At 50.4% G+C, this 18,538-nt stretch carries 9 protein-coding genes; 4 read left to right on the forward strand and 5 right to left on the reverse strand.

Going from position 1 to position 18,538, the window contains the following annotated elements; genetic code table 11:
• Nucleotides 1-458: 458 nt before the first annotated feature.
• From CIL02_RS14410 to CIL02_RS14420, 3 genes are all read right to left on the reverse strand, one after another.
• Nucleotides 459-650 carry a hypothetical protein gene (locus CIL02_RS14410; RefSeq protein ID WP_094402764.1) on the reverse strand — a complete coding sequence of 64 codons (192 nt, stop codon included), beginning with the start codon at nt 648-650 and terminating at the stop codon, nt 459-461.
• A gap of 81 nt (nt 651-731) precedes the next feature.
• Nucleotides 732-3,359, reverse strand: coding sequence for a hypothetical protein (locus CIL02_RS14415; RefSeq protein ID WP_141210260.1), 2,628 nt, complete (start codon nt 3,357-3,359; stop codon nt 732-734).
• An 811-nt stretch (nt 3,360-4,170) separates the two neighbouring features.
• Complete coding sequence (locus CIL02_RS14420; protein WP_094402767.1) at nt 4,171-6,171, reverse strand: alpha-L-arabinofuranosidase C-terminal domain-containing protein; 2,001 nt, start codon at nt 6,169-6,171, stop codon at nt 4,171-4,173.
• Between the two features lie 22 nt (nt 6,172-6,193).
• Here CIL02_RS14420 and CIL02_RS16170 point away from each other — a divergent pair, with 22 nt between their 5' ends.
• Entirely contained in the window at nt 6,194-6,394 is a 201-nt protein-coding gene (locus tag CIL02_RS16170) for a hypothetical protein (RefSeq protein WP_141210261.1), read from the forward strand.
• Here the strand turns inward: CIL02_RS16170 and CIL02_RS14425 are convergent.
• Nucleotides 6,375-9,563, reverse strand: coding sequence for a glycoside hydrolase family 2 TIM barrel-domain containing protein (locus tag CIL02_RS14425; RefSeq protein WP_094402769.1), 3,189 nt, complete (start codon nt 9,561-9,563; stop codon nt 6,375-6,377). The two genes, CIL02_RS16170 and CIL02_RS14425, sit on opposite strands and share 20 nt — an antisense overlap.
• A 153-nt stretch (nt 9,564-9,716) precedes the next feature.
• Nucleotides 9,717-11,825, reverse strand: a complete 2,109-nt coding sequence (locus CIL02_RS14430) for a hypothetical protein (protein ID WP_094402771.1) — start codon at nt 11,823-11,825, stop codon at nt 9,717-9,719.
• Nucleotides 11,826-12,077: 252 nt separating this feature from the next.
• Between CIL02_RS14430 and CIL02_RS14435 the strand changes: the two genes are divergently transcribed.
• The 3 genes from CIL02_RS14435 to CIL02_RS14445 all read left to right on the forward strand — a co-directional run bounded on the left by CIL02_RS14435 (nt 12,078) and on the right by CIL02_RS14445 (nt 18,111).
• A complete protein-coding gene (locus CIL02_RS14435; protein ID WP_094402772.1) occupies nt 12,078-12,599 on the forward strand; it encodes a ferritin in 522 nt (173 codons plus the stop codon).
• A gap of 112 nt (nt 12,600-12,711) precedes the next feature.
• Nucleotides 12,712-15,534, forward strand: a complete 2,823-nt coding sequence (locus CIL02_RS14440) for a BNR-4 repeat-containing protein (protein ID WP_094402774.1) — start codon at nt 12,712-12,714, stop codon at nt 15,532-15,534.
• Nucleotides 15,535-15,921: 387 nt separating this feature from the next.
• Nucleotides 15,922-18,111, forward strand: a complete 2,190-nt coding sequence (locus CIL02_RS14445; RefSeq protein ID WP_094402775.1) for a glutamine synthetase III — start codon at nt 15,922-15,924, stop codon at nt 18,109-18,111.
• The last annotated feature ends 427 nt before the right edge of the window (nt 18,112-18,538 follow it).

The following is an 18,538-nucleotide window of genomic DNA, read 5'->3' on the forward strand; positions in this document are numbered from 1 at the left end:
ATTTTATCTGTAAGGCCCCTGTCCTACCTATCCGTGTCATCAGTGTCATCCGTGGTTTTTTAACTTCCTCTCCATTTTGTCCCACAGATTTCACAGATTTCACAGATATTGTCTGTATAGCCCTGTCCTGACTATCGCACCCTCTAAGCTTACTACCTCCCCTCTCCCCTTGGAGAGGGGTCGGGGGTGAGGCTTTTTTCCTCTCCATTCTTGTCCCACAGATTTCACAGATTTCACAGATTTTATCTGTATAGCCCTGTCCTGACTATCGCACCCTTTAAGCTTTCTACCTCCCCTCTCCCCTTGGAGAGGGGCTGGGGGTGAGGCTTTTCTTCCTCTCCCCTTGGAGAGGGGCCGGGGGTGAGGCTTCACACGCGAAAGGGGGGATGACACCCCGTTAGGAATGTCGTCCCCCCACTCTTATTCTCTTGACCAATGATGGTCAGTGTTCTGCATTCTTACTTGCTCCATAAGTCGAAGTGCTTGTCCCAGTAGTTTTTCTTTGAGTCCACCTCGATGTCCTCATCGGTGTTCTCTCCGATACCTTGCTGCATGTCACCGTCCTGGTTCACTATCGTTCCTGCGTGGAGCAGGCTTTCTGTTTTTGTTGTTATCACCTCAGTGAGGGGAATGATATATTTCTTTTTCATACTGTTTTGAGTCTTTGTTGTGCAGCCGTGGGGGGTGGCTGCGGTGAGTAATAGTTTACCTATAGAGTGGGGGAGGAGTGGTTATTTCACCACTACCTTCTTTCCACCTATTATATATATGCCCTTGTCCAGACCATCGACAGATGTCGAGTTGCTGCGTACAAGCTGGCCATTGAGGTTGTAAATATTACTGTTTCTCTTCTTGCTTACCTCCATTGAGTTCTCGATGCCCTCGATTGCTGTTGCCTCGCCTTCCTCGATGCCGTTGATGAAGAACTTAACGTCAGAAGCTGGTGCTGCCTTGCCTGTCTCAAGCCATCCGCGCAGACCCTTTACGTTCTTTACGGCAACTGTTGTATAGTACCACTTAGAGCCTGTCTCGCCCTTTGGTGTTCCGAGGATATAAGAGTTTGCAGGAATAGCCTTGGTGCCTGTCGTTACGGCATCGCCCTTCTTTACGTAAGTACCAACCATCTGCAGGTAGCCCTGGTCTGTTGATGCACCAGGAACAGGAACAGTTGGGTATGACACATCTCCGCTAGTACGTGTCTCTCTCAATACCACCTGGTTGATGGTGTAATAAGTTCTAAGGCTTAAATTGAAGGTCTTGCTATTATGGTTTACCACCCTTGTGACAGCATCAGCATCGTCTGGCAGGGTTGTCATACCTACCTGTGGCTTGATGATGTAAAGCTGGCCTGCATGGATAGCGGTAGCATCATCATCGATAAGGTCAACCTTTGTAAAATAAATCCTGTTTGGAGCCTCCGCACGAGCACCCTCCAGTACTGACAACTTGGTGTCACCACCGAATGTAGCCTTCACCTGACCGGCTGTAAGATTTACAGGAAGTACCAAAGAGTTCCAGTTGTCGGTCTTGAATGTACGATGCAGACGCATGGTGTGGTTACCCTCTGTGTCTACCTGACCATTGATATAGTCATAATCCGTCTGGTTCTCATCAATAATAATATCGGTATCTGGATCTGGGTCGCCGAGATAGCGTATATTGAAATTGTCAACACACGTCCAAGAACCTCGTACAACAACTTCTTTATCGGCATTTCTATATCCGTCTGTTCCGTTCTCAACGAATGCACCAAATACAATATATGAACCATCTTTTGCCAATCCCGCTTTTTTAGAATCAGCTCGGGGCACATATACTGTTACAGACTGGTGTGCTCCCTCCAAATTACTTAAAGTTTTGGAAGCCTTTACGTATGTTGTTGGTATTGTCGATATTGTGGTAAGAGGTGCTATTTGTCTGGAGTCAGAAATACCTGATGTTGCACCATCTACAGAAGCAAACAAGTATCCTGTTCCATCTGTTGTGAAACCATCACAGCTGATTTCATACCATCCAGAGCGTAAATTGTCAGCATTGGGATCTGAAGTGTTTGCCATTATAATCTTCTGGGATATGCTTCCACTTGCACCATGGATATTTGCTGTCCAATAACCTCCATACAAACGCTGCCAATAGTCATCCTCACCACTTGGCAAATCTGGTATGGCAATTCCGTCCTCATCAACTTTTGTCTTTGAAAGAGCATCGGTTCTTTCTGTAAATCCGTTGCCTACATAATATTTATAGCCATCTTTATCGGATACTACCTCCTCTGTTTTTTCATCATCAACAGCGGTAAGAGTAATGGCCTGACTTATAAGATAGGTGCTGTTGTTCGATTTTGAGGAATGAGTGTGCCCGCAGGATAAGCGGTTTTTTCTGGTTAGATTTGCAGTACTACCTATAGTTTCACTTTCCGTTTTTAATGTTGTTGAAGGGACTATAACTGGGTCAAGCGTGGTTCGGTCCCAACTGGGTCCCTGTGTACAAACAACGCTATAGGTGTATGTTTTAGGAGTTGTAACAGTAGAAGTTGTCCTGATAACCATAGCGCTATCAGGAATGACATGATTATCTCTGTTATTTGAAAGGGCTCCATCCGCTCTGGTGCTTCCTGTAAGCCAATTTGATATGTCAGTATCATTTCGGTTAAATCCTAAGTCTTTTAACACAAAGTAAGCAGGTACTGGCTGTGCGTCTGTTGCCTCAGCGTTTTTATATTCTTCCAAGAAGTCTTGTTTGGTAACCAATATCCATAGATATTCTGGGTTTTCATAATCTGCCGTTTCTGTTGTACAGGCTATAGTATCTCCATTAGCATAAAGATAATGATCACCAGGATTTTTGGTAAGTTCCGTACCTGTTGTAATATATAGTCTATACAGATTTGTATACCCAGTCTTTTCTACTGGTTCAAATATTATGGTTCTTGATTCATTATAACCGGCTTGTCTGTCTGTGTATATATTATTACGGTCTTTTGGAGACTGTTCGCCGGTCATATATTCAATGTAACCAGTGGTTCCATTCCAAGCTTTTAAACTGCCACTAAGAAAATATTGATTAGCATTACCAGTCGTTTCCATTGTTAATGGCATACCTTGTTTTGACAGTGCAGCTTGTGTGCCCCATCGCCCTCCATTAATCAGATACTGCTTTGTTCCCAAATTGTAGAGATAAAGAACCTTTGCTGCATCAGATGTCTGTGCGTTTCCTTCTGCATCGGTATACTTACCGGCATACACATCAGCCGGTGTGTGTCCAGCCCATTTTTGTGCGCTGCCCTGCGCGCAAACCTTTTGCGCGTTCATAAGCCCTATGAGCATTAGGGCCAAAACAATTAGTCGATTTCTTTTCATAATGTATTTATTTTGAGTTGAAACATATACATACAAGACATAGCTTCCCTGCAGCCGTGATTTGGTTGTGGACGGCTGAGCATCTGAGTAAATTACGTACTTGCATAAAATACATTTCCATGTTAAATATCTGCATTCTTAATCAATTGTATATAAAGCCATTAAGGCCTGTAGTAGCTCGGCAAGCATAATCATCCTTTGCCGCCTGTAGCCATAAATCGTATCTGCATTCTTAATATTCGCCTTGAGGCCTCTCATCGGTCATTCCGCCTCTTGTCAGTAGCTGAAATGAGTAATTTCAGCGCTGCAAAGTTAGATGTTTTCAATTAACTGTACAAGATATTTAACAAAAAAGACAGATAAATAAACATTGTTTAACACAAAAGCCTCACCCCCAGCCCCTCTCCAAGGGGAGAGGGGAGGTAGTAAGCTTAGAGGGTGCGATAGTCAGGACAGGGGCCTTACAAATAAAATCTGTGAAATCTGTGAAATCTGTGGGACAAAATGGAGGGTAATGAAAAAACCACGGATGACACGGATAACACGGATAGGCAGGACAGGACTATATAGACAAAATCTGTGAAATCCGTGAAATCCGTGTGAATAAAGATAAGCAGCTGTGGGGATAAAGATAAAAAGCAGCTTACAGATTTATCCCACGAATGTTTTCCATAGAAATGGTGGAACATTCGTGGGATTAGTGGGATTAGTGTTTTTATGAGTTCATGAACAAGTGTTCGAACTACTCGAACCATTCGAACTACTCGAACTACTCGAACCACTCGAACTACTCGAGCTCTCGAACGACGCGTTACTTCTTAATCCTATATATATAAAAGGTACGCGCGGGAACAGTCACCTGCTGCGATGGTGCATTGACGGTGAGGGTTGAGGTCTGCGGAACTATCTTTGTAGGATTGTCGAGAGTGTTCTCTGCATCGAGGTCATCGGAATGGAAGGAGATGAGGGTTGCCTCACGTGTACCCTTCTTCATACCCTTAAGGTTGAGCGTAACGTCCTGTGGTGCGTCGCCAGTGTTGATAACCTTGATGACAACCTCGTTGGCCTGCTTGTCAAGCACAGCCGATGCGAAGAGGCCGTCCTGTCCGTCGTTGCCCGCCACGGGCTTGCCGTTCATGGTAAGCGGCAGCACGTTTGTACCCTTGTTGAGAGTGTACAGCTGCTGCACATAGTAAGAGCAGGAGTTAAACTTGCGGAGGTTGTCGAACCAGATGGCATCGGGACGCCACTGCCATCCCTCGACATGTGCGAAGAGAGGCGCGTAGGTGGCCATCTCAACGATATCCGCATTGCGCTCCAGGTCTGTCATGAATGCAGCCTCCATGAGTGATGCGTTGAAGTGGTTCCACTTCTTTCCCTTTCCGTGGCACGCATACTCGCCGGCAAACACCTTCGGTGCCTTCTTTGAGCGGTCGTAGTTGTCGTAGCGGTTGCCGCTCTTGAGGAACCACTCCTCATTGCGGTAGAAGTGCTCGTCGTAGAGGTCGCAACCGAGCTGCTTCATCAGCGGCTGCAGACGGTCGAAGTTCTCGCCCTCCGAGTCGGGGCCTGTAGAACCGATAAGCTTTATCTCCGGGTGTACCTTGCGGATGGCGTCGACAAAGAGTTTCAGGCGCTTGGTGAAGGCGGGGTTGTCCTTATAGTCCCACTGCTCGTTGCCCACGCCGAGATACTTGAGGTTGAACGGCTCCGGGTGTCCCATGTCAGCGCGCAGCTTTGCCCACTTGTTGGTGGCAGGGTCGCCATTGGCAAAGTCGATGAGGTCGATGCAGTCGTCGATGTATGGCTGCAGCTGGTCGAGCGGCACGTGCACATGGGCCTCGTTCTTGATGTCGTTCTGATACTGGCAGCTCATGCCGACATTGAGAACAGGCAGCGGCTCGGCACCGATTTCCTCGGCAAGCTGGAAATACTCATAGAAGCCAAGTCCGTAAGACTGGAAGTATTCCGGGTAGTAGCGGTGGGTGAAGGTATAGTGCCAGCGGTTCTCATTGAGTGGACGGTTCTCTACCGGGCCAACAGTGTTCTTCCACTGATAGCGTGTTGCGAGGTCGGTACCCTCAACGATACATCCTCCAGGGAAGCGGAACACACCAGGATGCAGCTGTTCCAGCGACTCGGCAAGGTCCTTGCGCATACCATTCTCGTGTCCCTTGTAGGTATCGACAGGGAAGAGGGAGATGTGCTCAAGGTCGGTAGTAACCTTGGCATCGCCCCAGATACGGATATGTGCCTTGTCGAATGTCCTCTTCGACTTGAGGACAACAGTGTATTTCTTCCATTCCTTGCCTGCAACGTCGAGGCCGGCATTGCATATCTTCTGGTCGTTGGTCATGGAGGCATTGTCTACAAGGTCTATCCACAGCTTGGCGGTACCGCCATCGGGAACTCTTGCCCATACAGAGAAGCGGTAGTCGGCATTCTCCTTAAGGCCGATGCCGAAGAATCCCTCGTTCTCAATCATGGTATGTTTCTCGCGGTGTCCAGATGGAGCGAGGCGCACATAGTGTGGGTTTCTGTCGAATGGTCCGTCATCCTTTATTGACACCTTGCCGGAGATAGTCCAGCCGGCATAATGGTCGGGGAACTCAAACGAGCGGTTCTTGATAAGCTCGGCATAGAGGCCGCCGTCAGCGGCATAGTTGATGTCCTCGAAGAAGATTCCATACATGGTGGATGGAATGGGAGCACCAACCTTAGTGGTGTTGATGTCGAACTGATGCTGCGCATAGGCTGGCGATGCCATGAATGCCGATGACAGCAGGATAGAGAGGAATGTTGATTTTCTCATTGTTATTGTTGGTTTTAGGTTAATGGTTTTGGGGGGGCGAGGGGCGAGGGTGATAGAGGAGATAGAGGAGATAGATTTAATAGAGGAGATAGATTTAATAGAGGGCTATCGCCTCTATCTTATCTATCTCCTCTATCTCATCTATTTCTCCTATCTTATCTATTTCTCCTATCCCATCTATAGCCTCTTGGGAATAGTCGTGGTTACTTCACTGGTGAGATAACGAAGGAGAAGGTCTTGTCGGCATAGCCCAGACGGTGCTGCGGCAATGGCCATGCTCCCCAGCTGTTCTCACCGCCAACACCGAACTGCTCCTTGTCGATGCACAGCTCTGTGTACTTCGACTGTGGCACCTCGTAGCTGTGGCGCTGCTCTTTCTCCTCTCCGTCATCAAGGTCATCGATGCTGTAGTGGAGGGCACTTGCGCTGAAGAGGTTGCCGGATGTGATGCGGAAGCCCTTGCCTGCCTTATCGGTCTGCTGCCACCAGCGTATGTCGCTCTTGGTACCAGTCTCCTGCGGGCGGATGTATGGGAAGAACTGCTCCTCGGCAGTCTGTGTATAGATGCCTACGTTCTGTGAGCCCTTGCGGTCGATGTAGTTCTCGATAGGACCGCGGCCATAGAATGTGGAGTTGTCCATCTGGAATGGCAGCTGCATGAGCATGCCGAAGCGGAACATGTCGGAAACCTTCTCGCCCTCGGTAGCATCCATGGTCTGCTCAACACCCATGGTACCATCAGGAGCGATGGTGTAGGTGATGGTGAGCGCAGCCTTCACGTCGGGCATGTCATAGACAGCCTTTACGACGGCGTTGACATTCTTTCCTACCTTTACCTTGCTGGCAGTGATGGTCTGGAGGTTGAGAGCCGGCGCACGCCATACCCTGAACTTCTTCTGCAGCTGGGCACCCATATCATTGTCTGTTACGGCACGCCAGAAGTTTGGCTTTAGCGTACCACCCTCTCCGAGGAGGTCTACGCCGTTCACCTCATACTCCTTGAGCAAGCCAGTAGCCTTGTCGAACTCTATGTCGATGAAGTCGTTGAGCACCTTAATCTCAGTCTCCTTCTTCTTGTTCTCCACCTTCAGCTTGCCCTCTGCAACAACGGCAGCAGCGGCATTGGCCGTGCGTACCTCAAGCTGGCGGTATGCAACCATCTGTCCGGCCTCCATGAGAGGCTCAGCCTTCTTGAGCCTGAACTCGATGTTGAGGAGCACCTCGCCCTCAGCAGGAATCTGGTAAGGCAGAGTCACGACGGTCTTCTGCTGTGGTGCCACGTCGAGCTTGTCAACAGTGCCATTCTGTACGGCCTTGCCATCCTGAAGGAGAGTCCACACGAGCTGATAGTTGGCAAGATTGCGGAAGAAGTGCTCGTTGTAGACACTAATCTTTCCAGCCTGGAGGTCTACAGCCTCAGCCCAGATGTTCTGATACTCGTATGCCACCTCATAGGCGTGAGGATTGAGCTGGCGGTCTGGTCCGATAACGCCATTGCAGTTGAAGTTGTTGTCAGACGGGTCGTAGTCGTTGTAGTCACCACCATAGGTGTACTTAATCTTATTGTACTGAGCGTATGTGAGGTTGTCCTTTACCGACATCGGCTTAACAGGGTTGCGGTGCAGCGCCTGGTCAACGAAGTCCCAGATGTATCCTCCCTGGAACTTAGGATACTTACGTACCATATCCCAATATTCCTTGAGGCCACCGCTGGAGTTACCCATGGTATGGTTGTACTCGCACTGAATGAGTGGGCGTGTGAACTTGTCGTCCTTAGAATATTTGTCGCAACCGTCGTGGCTATAGTACATCGGGCAGAAGATGTCGGTATTCTCACCCGTGCGTCCAGCCTGCTCGAACTGTACGGGACGGCTCTTGTCCTGCTCCTTAATCCAGTTGTATGCAGCAATGAAGTTGTCGCCGTTTACCGTCTCGTTGCCGAGAGACCATACGATAACCGACGGATGGTTGAAGTACATCTCCACATTGTGCTGGTTGCGCTCGAGTATCTGCTTGGCAAACTCCGGCTTCTTGGCCTCGGCGTCGTTGCCGTAGCCAAAGCCGTGGCTCTCCTGGTTGGCCTCGGCGGTAACGTATAGTCCGTACTCGTCGCACAGGTCATACCATACTGGGTCGTCAGGATAGTGGCATGTGCGTACGGCATTGATGTTGAGACGCTTCATAATCTTGATGTCCTGTATCATGCGCTCACGAGATACCACATAGCCACCATCAGGGTCCATCTCATGACGGTCGGCACCCTTGATCAATACAGGCTGTCCGTTGACGAGCAGCTGCGAGTTGACGATCTCCACCTTGCGGAAGCCCACCTTTTGCGGCACCACCTCAACGATGTTGCCCTTCTGGTCCTTTACTGTTGCCACGAGAGTATAGAGATACGGGTCCTCAGCACTCCACTTCTTGACATTCTTGATGGTGAACTGCGCCGTGCCATTGACACGCTTCTTGAAGTTGGCGTCGCTCTTGATGATTTCGATACCGTTGTGGTTGAGGAGCTTGTACTCGATGACAGGCTGTCCCTTCACCTCGGCAAAAATCTGTACGACACCGTCCTCATAGCCGTTCTGCAGGTCGGGAGTAATCTTGATGTTGGTGAGCTGTACGGCGGCGTCGCGTGCATAGAGGTAGCTGTCGCGTGCCACACCAGACAGTCTCCAGAAGTCCTGGTCCTCGCACCATGAGCCATCGCACCAGCGGAAGGTCTGGAAAGCTATGAGGTTGTCGCCCTTCTTCAGGTAGGGAGTGATATCGAACTCCGCTGCCACCTTTGCATCCTCGGCATATCCTACGTACTGTCCGTTGACATAAAGGTAGATATTTGATGTCACCGAGCCGAAGTGTGCTATCACCTGCTTGCCGTCCCAGCTGTCGGGAATGTTGATGATGCGGCGGTAGCTACCCACATTGTTGTCCTTTACAGGCACAGCAGGCGGCTTCTGGTCGAAATGTCCTCTCCACGCAAAGCCTGTATTGACATACTCCGGTACTCCGAAGCCGTTCATCTCCCAGTTTGCCGGAATGTTCATGGTCTTCCATGCGCTGTCGTCGAGGTCGGTCTTGTAGAAGTCTGTCGGTCTCTTGTCGGCATCCTTTACCCAGTTGAACTTCCATGCTCCGTGGAGGGAGATGAAGTTCGCGCTCTTGTCCATCTGTCCTGCCAGTGCGAGAGTCTCATTCTCGTAAGCGAAATAGTTGGTGTGCAACTTGAGCCTGTTTACCTCGTTTACCTGCAGGTCGTGCCATTCGGTGAACGTAGGAACGAGTTTCTCCGCAGCTTTTTCTTCAGCAGCCGATGCACCAACGGTGCAGCCAAGCAAAGCTGCCATGAGCAAATGTTTCGGGCAAAGCCCAGTCTTTGTTGTTTTGTTCATGATTATTGTTTTGGTTGTTGATAATTGATAGTTTTTTAAAATTTCAGTTTTAGTTATAGACATATAGCCGGAAGGGTATCTTGCCAGTCACAGCCTATCTTGTGCAAAGATAGTAAAAAACCCCGATACTTAGGCTTACAGGCTGAAAAAATGTCACGGCATGGGCAATAGTCCTTCCCATCGCACATCCCACGACGATGGGAAGCCAGGGTTACGTCCCTCTGCTCCATCCCATCCCGCACACATCATTGCCACAGCCGTGAGCAGTCCGCCGTTGCCGGGCATATACACTCGCAGCCTCTTGTCCTGATAGTTATGTCCATTGACGAGATATGTATTGGTGCGCTTTGGCATGAGGAGAGCATCGACAGCCCTGTCTGCAAGTCCGAGCCTCGCACATGTCATTGCCACCATAGGGAAGTCCCATCCCCATGTCTCGTCCCAGTTCCAGTTGTCCCATATCCAGTCGAGCGTCTTTGTCATTACCTTATCGTTGACGAGTGGTGTGTGCGGCATCACTCCAAGCGCGCCCAGCAGTGCCGGATGGTCGCTTGTGAACCGCCGGTCGGTATATGTCGCCGTTGCCGTCTCGGCAGCGAGATAGAGGCTGTCGGCATTGTATGCCAATGGTGACAGCTTGGCAATGATGGAGTCCCAGCGTGCGACAGGCTCCTCTCCCCTTCTCTCTCTCCACTTCCTCGCCATGTCGAGAGCTGTATACCAGTATGCAAGCTCGAACGGCGGGTTGATGGTAGAGTCGGCCTTCAGCGTCTCCTGTGCCGGTATACATCCCCTGATGATAAACCTGTCAGCTACGGAGTCGTATTCAGCAAACCGTCCCATGAACAGTGCCGTAAGGTCAACAAGGCATGCATAGGCGTCGAGGACAGCCTTCCGGCGTACGTCGTTGTCGGCAGCACGATAGAGAAGCTCGGCAAGGTAGATGACGTGCGGCTGCTGCCAGATGAGGTATGATCCTACATTCGACGGTGCCTCTCCCGCTGCAGGGTCGGTCATCTTCATCCACCTCACTCCCGGAAATCCCTGCCTCTGTGCTATCCCCTTCGCATTATTGGCAGCATAGAAATACCATTTCATAGGGTTCTCAAGGATGTCGGGCTTGTTCCACAGCCCATAATGTGCAAGGTGCCACCATACCATTTCGAGGTGGAACTTGCCAAACCATGAGTTGTAGGTCAGTCCCGTCTCCTGTGGAGGCAGTATGCCAGCCTCCTGCGCTCCCATGAGATACTGGCTCAGTATGACCCTGCGCTCAAGCTCGTGCGCCCGAGGGTCGCTGACATTAGAGAAGTCTATGAAGCCACCCGTATTCCAGTATTCCCTCCATCGTCCTGCCGATGCCATGGCAAAGTCGGCAAACGGACGCTGGCTGACATAGAAGCCCATGGGCTTGCGGCCGCTATAGCCGGCATAGAACTCCAGCGTTCCTTTCTTGGAGGTCAGCGATACGGTATGTGCGTCCTTCTTCCTGATGCGGGTACCCTTGTTACATTCCACGTTGACGAAATATACCACTCCGTCGACTACCCTCGTGATGAGTGCTCCCCGTCCATCGACAGACAGCTCGGTGGTATGCTTGTCCTCTGCTTCCCAGTTGCAGGCGTCGTCGCTGTGTGCTCCCGTAGGATAGGGGAACCGCAACACCACCTCGATGGTGCTGTCAGACTCTATGTGTGACGCTATGACGTCATTGTCGGGGTCGCACACCGTCATGACGTGATACTTATGACCAGCATACCTGAACGTGCTCTCTACCTTTCCCGTCCACATGTCGAGTGTCTCGTCGACATCGGTGACGAGGGCTGGCGTGTCGAAGGCAAAGCCTATCGTTCCGAGATGCAGCCTGTGGGGGTTCTGCCGGAAATAGTTGGATGCATCCTTCTGCCGTCCGTTCTCCTTGAACTGTGCGGCGTAATATTCCTCATGTCCCCGATGGAAGTCGCGTGCCACCAGGGTCTCCGAGTGCTTGTAATGCTTCTTGTTGGGAAACGAGTGCCACCCCCAGTCGCTCATTGTTCCGAGCGGCACACCCTTGCTGTACAGCTCCGGGAATGTCTGCAGTCCTGTGGCGTCAACCGTAAAGGCAAACCCTCCGTTGCCGACAGTTAGCGATGCCAAGGTATCAATGGCCGTAACATGTGGGTTATGGCGTGTGACCACTTTCTTTCTGTCTATACTCTCTTTTGCCGTCAACGACATGGCTATGCAGACGAGGAATAAAATAGACCAAGCTTTTCTCATTATTAATAATAGCAGTGATTAAGGCAGAAGCCAAAGGTTAGTTGAAATGATGCCAACGATATAGCAGGCAATTATGTTTTGCAAAAATATAAAATGTTTTCTGAATGTACAAGCAAAAATTAGTTAAAAAAGCATGTCCGTTCAGTTCTAATTATTATCTTTGCAAATAAATCAGCTCACATAGTATGATGCTGGCGCATTTTTGCGCCAATACACGTAGTTACATATATTAAATCATAAAAAACAAGTATTATGCTTAACAAGAAAGTTGAAGAGGCTATCAATGCCCAGATTAACGCAGAGATGTGGTCAGCCTATCTCTATCTCTCAATGGCAGCATACTGCCACGGCAACGGCCAGCCAGGTATGGCCAACTGGTTTGAGATTCAGTTCCGCGAGGAGCAAGACCACGCAAAGATTTTGTTCAACTATGTAGTATCACGCGGTGGCGTGGTGACACTGCGCCCTATCGACGCCGTACCAACAACTTGGGACTCGGTACTGGCCGTATTTGAGAACACTCTTGCCCACGAGCAGAAGGTGACCTCACTCATCAACGACCTTTTCGCCCTGACAACCCAGGAGAACGACTATGCTACACAGAGCATGCTGAAATGGTTCATCGACGAGCAGGTGGAGGAAGAGGAAAATGCCCAGACCATCATCGACAACCTGAAGATGATAAAGGACAACGGATATGGACTGTACATGCTCGACAAGGAACTTGGCACACGCACGTACTCTACCCCCTCACCTCTTGCCAAGGGTGAATAATCAGGAAGGAGTTATGACAGGAGCTTGCTGCCTGTCATAACTCCTTAACAAATAAGCAAATACCCAACTACTTAAAATTACAATTAACCTAAAACCATTACCACGAAACCATATGAGACGACTCTTATTATCAACCTTTTTTCTTCTTTCCGCAACACTGACATTCGCTGCCGACATAGTAACCGCAGAGGGCGCATGGTGCTGGTTCGCAGACTCCAGAGCCATTCACTACCAGAATGACGGAGGCACGATAAACGCCTCATACATAGGATATATCGACGTTCACGGAAACGTGAAGGCCACACAGGTGGACTGGCTCACCAACCGCCGCACGGAAGTGCTCGTAAGAAGCTATTTCCAGCCCGACGACCACAACAACCCCACATTCCTCGTACTGCCCGACGAGAGGATAATGATATTCTATACACGTCATACCGACGAGCCGAAGATATGGTACCGCATATCACAGAAGCCCGGTGACATCACTATGCTCGGAGAAGAGAAATACATCGCCGTAGCCAACAACACCACCTATCCGTCACCTTTCATCCTCAGCGATGACCCGGAGCACATATACCTCTGCTGGCGAGGCATCAACTGGCATCCCACTATGGCAAGGCTCACCATGCCCGACGAGAACGACAACGTAAAGGTGGACTTCGGCCCGAAGCAGATTGTACAGAGCACGGGCGCAAGGCCATACGCAAAATACTACAGCAACGGCAAGGACAAGATTTACCTGACATATACCACCGGACACCCTGACAACGAATATCCCAACTGGCTGTACTTCAACGTCATTGACGTGAACAAGGGCAATGGCCCGATACTGAAAGACATCAAGGGCAACACACTGAAGAACGTTGCTGACGGTGTGTTCAACGTAAGCAAGACTGACAGCTACGCAACAACATACCCCTACACCGTGGTCGACAAGACCGCCAACTGCCGCAACTGGGTATGGCAGATAGCACTCGACAAGGATGAGAACCCCGTGATAGCACTCACGCACATCGACAATGCCAAGACCACACACGTGTACCACTATGCACGATGGACCGGAACGGCATGGAGAGACACATGGGTACAGTATGGCGGCCACGCTTTCCACCAGAACTGGAACTCTACGGAGAAATGCTACTCCGGCGGCATGGCACTCGACCCAGACAACATAAACGACCTGTATCTCTCCATTCCAACCACCAACGGACAATACAACAAGGACGGAGTATACGAGATATGGAAATATGTCATCGACGACGAGGGAAAGGTTGCATCGCAGGAGCTGCTGACCACCAACTCCGCAAAGAACAACATGCGCCCATTCGTGCTGCCCGGCTCCGCACAAAGCAAGCTGAGACTGACATGGATGAACGGTGACTACTATTACTGGATGGTGAACAAGAACTATCCCAAGGGATACCCGACAGGCATCATGGCCGACGCCACACTGCCCAGACAGGCTGTAGACCTGAAAGCTGGAGAGGGAGCGCAGAACGGAGACGCCAATTTCTCAATAACTAAGTTCGCATACCCCGATGCCGACAACTACAAGGGTACACTCTTCAATGTTGGCGACATAGAGATAGGACTGGGCAGCGACAGCAAGCTGTATGTAACCATCAACGGCACCAAGCATACCAGCAGCTGCGCCTTCCTGACATCCGACGACTGGGCAACCACATCTACCGGAACATCGGGAGACTTCCATCCTACCAAGATTGCGTCTGCAGCCATCACGCTCATCTACGACGGTGAGTATCTGTACGTATACCGCAACGAGATGCTCGAGATGAAAATCCCTGCTGAGGGCCTGACATTCTCAACTGTTGCCGACGGTGACATCAAAGGCGACATCAGGACATGGGGCAGAGCACTCAACCAGGACGAGATGGACCAGATGAAGCTGCTGCTTGCCGCAAGCATGGTAACAGTACCGCAGACTGTCACAACGGACATCGTGCTGCCGGAAACAGCTGGTGGCACACCAGTGGTATGGACATCGTCTGACGAGAGCATCATCACCACTACAGGTATCGTAAACCTGCCGGCAACAGAGACACAGGTAACCCTCACCGCCACCATCGGCAACACTGTGAGGGAATTCACCACCACCGTACTGCCCCGCAACATCGCAAACAACCTCCTGGCAAGATACGACTTCGAGACTAACGACACGTTTGCTGAAGGCAATACCACCTACGTCACCGACCTGAGCGGCAACGGCAACCACATGACGGTGATGGGATCGGCAAAGGTTGACGGAAAGCTCAATCTCAGCAGCAACCAGCCGACGGCATTCTCAACTAACGGCTATGGCCTGGCTCCCAAAGGTCTGCTCAAGGGGCTTCGCTCATATACTTTCATCATCGATGCCAACCTGTCAAACCGCGGAAAGATGCCACGCTTCTATGACTTCGGTGCCAACAACGGCAACAGCGTATTCTGCCGCATAAACTCAAGCTTCAAATATGGAGCGGGAGAGAAGCTGGGCGGAGGCACGACGCTGATGGTAGAGGCAGCATCAGCCACGCAACCACTTAACGAGACCGTGACTGTGGCCGTGACATTCGATGCCGCAACGAAGACAACTACTATATATGCCAACGGCAAGCAGGTGGCGCAGGGAACGAACGTCACATATGAGGCATGGCAGGCAGCACCTAACGGCAACGACGGAAGAAACTACATTGGACGTACACAATGGTGGGACAACAACAGCGACAACGGTGATGTTGTCGGCACGCTCGACAACTTCCGCCTCTATGACATCGCACTCACCGCAGAGGAAATAGCCAACGTGACATCTGACATCAAGGCATGCACCAAACCGCTGACAGACAGCTGCGCACTATACTCCATCAATGGCATACGGTTGGAGACTGAGCCATCAAGGGGGATGTTCATAAAGTCTGGAAAGAAAATGATAAAATAAATAATTTAAACTTCGCAAGTAGTAAAAAGGAGATAAATGAAGATAAGAGGAGATAAATGACGTATGTTTAAGCCATGCGAAACTTATATACATTGACCAGCACGCGCTGTAAGCGCAGAAGCACATAGCCCAGGGTAGAGCGTAGCGACACCCTGGGTTATTTTATGTAGGTGAAGGTCGCGCTGTAAGCGCAAAAGAGTAGATAACAGCAAGAACAGATAACACTTCTGCGCCTACAGCGCGTGCTGCTTATAGTATCTGATGCGTTATAAAAGGTATGCGTCCGTGACGAGCAAGAGTACACCAAAAAAACGGGGCATTTCTTTGCAATGTCTGTGAATTGTCGTAAATTTGCAGCTGCAAACTTATAACACACCAATACAGACAATGGCAAACTTAAGATTCGAGGTTGTTGCAGAAGCCTTCAGGAAAAGGCCCGCAGACGTTATTGCTCCCGTGGAGAGACCATCGGAATATTTCGGCAAATATGTCTTCAACAGGGCCAAGATGTACAAGTATCTCCCCGCAGATGTCTATACCAAGCTAATTGATGTCATGGACAATGGTACCAGACTCGACCGCTCGATAGCCGACGCCGTAGCAAGAGGAATGAGACAATGGGCCGAGGAAAACGGAGTGACACACTATACCCACTGGTTCCAACCACTCAACGAGGGTACCGCCGAGAAACATGATGCCTTCATAGAGCACGACGGCAAGGGAGGAATGATAGAGCAATTCTCCGGCAAACTGCTCGTGCAGCAGGAACCTGATGCGTCCAGCTTCCCTTCTGGCGGCATACGCAACACTTTCGAAGCCCGTGGCTATTCTGCATGGGACCCCACATCGCCTGTCTTCATCATTGACGACACTCTCTGTATACCAACCATCTTCATATCATACACCGGCGAGGCTCTCGACTACAAAGCTCCTCTGCTGCGCTCACTACATGCCGTTAACGTGGCTGCCACAGCAGTATGCCACTATTTCTATCCGGAGGTGAAGAAGGTGCAGACCAACCTCGGATGGGAACAGGAATACTTCCTCGTCGACGAGAGTCTCTATTCTGCACGCCCCGACCTCATGCTCACCGGGCGAACCCTCATGGGCCACGACTCTGCCAAGAACCAGCAGATGGACGACCACTACTTCGGCACTATCCCTGAGCGCGTGCAGGCATTCATGAAAGACCTTGAGACTTCCGCACTGGAGCTGGGCATACCATGCAAGACACGTCACAACGAGGTGGCACCAAACCAGTTTGAGCTGGCACCAATCTACGAGGAGTGCAATCTTGCCGTAGACCACAACATGCTGTTGATGAGCCTCATGAAGAAAGTCGCCCACAAGCACAGCTTCAGGGTTCTGCTGCACGAGAAGCCTTTCGACGGTGTCAACGGCTCGGGCAAGCACAACAACTGGAGCCTCGTGGCCGACAATGGTGTGCTGCTGCATGCAGCAGGCAAGAACGGTGAGGACAACCTGCGCTTCGTGGTCTTCATCGTGGAAACACTGATGGCCGTATATAGGCACAACGGACTGCTTAAGGCATCGGTCATGAGCGCCACCAACGACCACCGACTGGGTGCCAACGAGGCACCACCTGCCATCATATCGTCATTCCTCGGCAAGCAGCTCAGCGACCTGCTCGACCATATAGAGAAAGCCGACAAGGCCGAACTGTTCAACCTTGCTGGCAAACAGGAGATGAAGCTCGACATACCGGAAATACCAGAGCTGATGATCGACAATACCGACCGTAACCGCACGTCACCGTTCGCCTTCACGGGCAACCGCTTCGAATTCCGTGCCGTAGGCTCGGAGGCCAACTGCGCCAGCGCGATGATAGTTCTCAATACGGCGATGGCAGAGGCTCTGACCGATTTCAAGAAACGCGTCGATGCCCTAATAGCAAATGGTGAGGACCAGACGAGCGCAATCATAGACATTGTACGCGAGGACATAGTAACCTGCAAGGCCATCAGGTTCGACGGCAACGGATATAGCGACGAATGGAAGAAAGAGGCCCAGCGCCGCGGACTCGACTGCGAGGCTTGCTGCCCCATCTGCTTCGACAGGTATCTCGACAAGGACAGCATCAGGATGTTCGAGACCATGAACGTCATGAAACGCAACGAGCTCGAGGCACGCAACGAGGTGAAATGGGAGACATACACAAAGAAGATACAGATAGAGGCACGTGTCATGGGCGACCTCTCAATGAACCATATCATTCCCGTAGCCACACACTATCAGAGCCGGCTGGCCAAGAACGTTGAGGGCATGATGAATATCTTCGGTCCTGACGAGGGCAAGCAGCTGACGGCACGCAACGTGAAGATTATAAAGGAAATTGCCGAGCGTACCCAGATTATAGAGACGGGCGTGGAGGAACTCATCAAGGCACGCAAGCTTGCCAACAAGATTGAGTGCGAGAGGCAGAAGGCCATCGCCTACCACGACACCGTGGTCCCAAAGATGGAGGAAATACGATACCATATAGACAAACTGGAACTTATCGTAGCCGATGAACTTTGGACACTGCCAAAATACCGTGAGCTGCTGTTCATAAGATAACAAGAAGAGAACAACGTTGACGGTTGCCCAATGACATATAGCCATTCCAATGGGCTTACAGGCAACTCCAGCAGGATTAGCAACGTACATTAACGTGAGTTCGACGAAATATTAAGGCGCTGCTCGGAAAGTGTACTGGCACAAGTTCCGTGCCAAGAAGCTGTGTATCAATGTACAACGTACATTAGATACACAGCTTTCATTGTATTGAATCCATCGAGCTCACGTTGTTTTGATTACAACGAATTGTATGGGCTCAGTGGAAAAAACATGGGGATGGGGTCACTCCCAAATGAAGGCTGTAGTGTACTGAATAAGTTGACACTTTTAACTTATCAGTATGAGACAAAACAAGAGGAGGGATGATTCGAAAAAACTATCTCTTTTGGAGGAGTATCTTTCATCCACATTATTAAAAACGACCTTT

The sequence above is a fragment of the Prevotella sp. P3-122 genome (assembly GCF_002251365.1).
Classification (GTDB): Bacteria; Bacteroidota; Bacteroidia; order Bacteroidales; family Bacteroidaceae; genus Prevotella.

Coding starts and splice junctions, on each gene's coding strand:
- CIL02_RS14415 (WP_141210260.1), bottom strand. CDS start 3,359: ATGAAAAGAAATCGACTAATTGTTTTGGCCCTAATGCTCATAGGGCTT.
- CIL02_RS14430 (WP_094402771.1), bottom strand. CDS start 11,825: ATGAGAAAAGCTTGGTCTATTTTATTCCTCGTCTGCATAGCCATGTCG.
- CIL02_RS16170 (WP_141210261.1), top strand. CDS start 6,194: ATGGTTTTGGGGGGGCGAGGGGCGAGGGTGATAGAGGAGATAGAGGAG.
- CIL02_RS14435 (WP_094402772.1), top strand. CDS start 12,078: ATGCTTAACAAGAAAGTTGAAGAGGCTATCAATGCCCAGATTAACGCA.
- CIL02_RS14420 (WP_094402767.1), bottom strand. CDS start 6,171: ATGAGAAAATCAACATTCCTCTCTATCCTGCTGTCATCGGCATTCATG.
- CIL02_RS14445 (WP_094402775.1), top strand. CDS start 15,922: ATGGCAAACTTAAGATTCGAGGTTGTTGCAGAAGCCTTCAGGAAAAGG.
- CIL02_RS14425 (WP_094402769.1), bottom strand. CDS start 9,563: ATGAACAAAACAACAAAGACTGGGCTTTGCCCGAAACATTTGCTCATG.
- CIL02_RS14410 (WP_094402764.1), bottom strand. CDS start 650: ATGAAAAAGAAATATATCATTCCCCTCACTGAGGTGATAACAACAAAA.
- CIL02_RS14440 (WP_094402774.1), top strand. CDS start 12,712: ATGAGACGACTCTTATTATCAACCTTTTTTCTTCTTTCCGCAACACTG.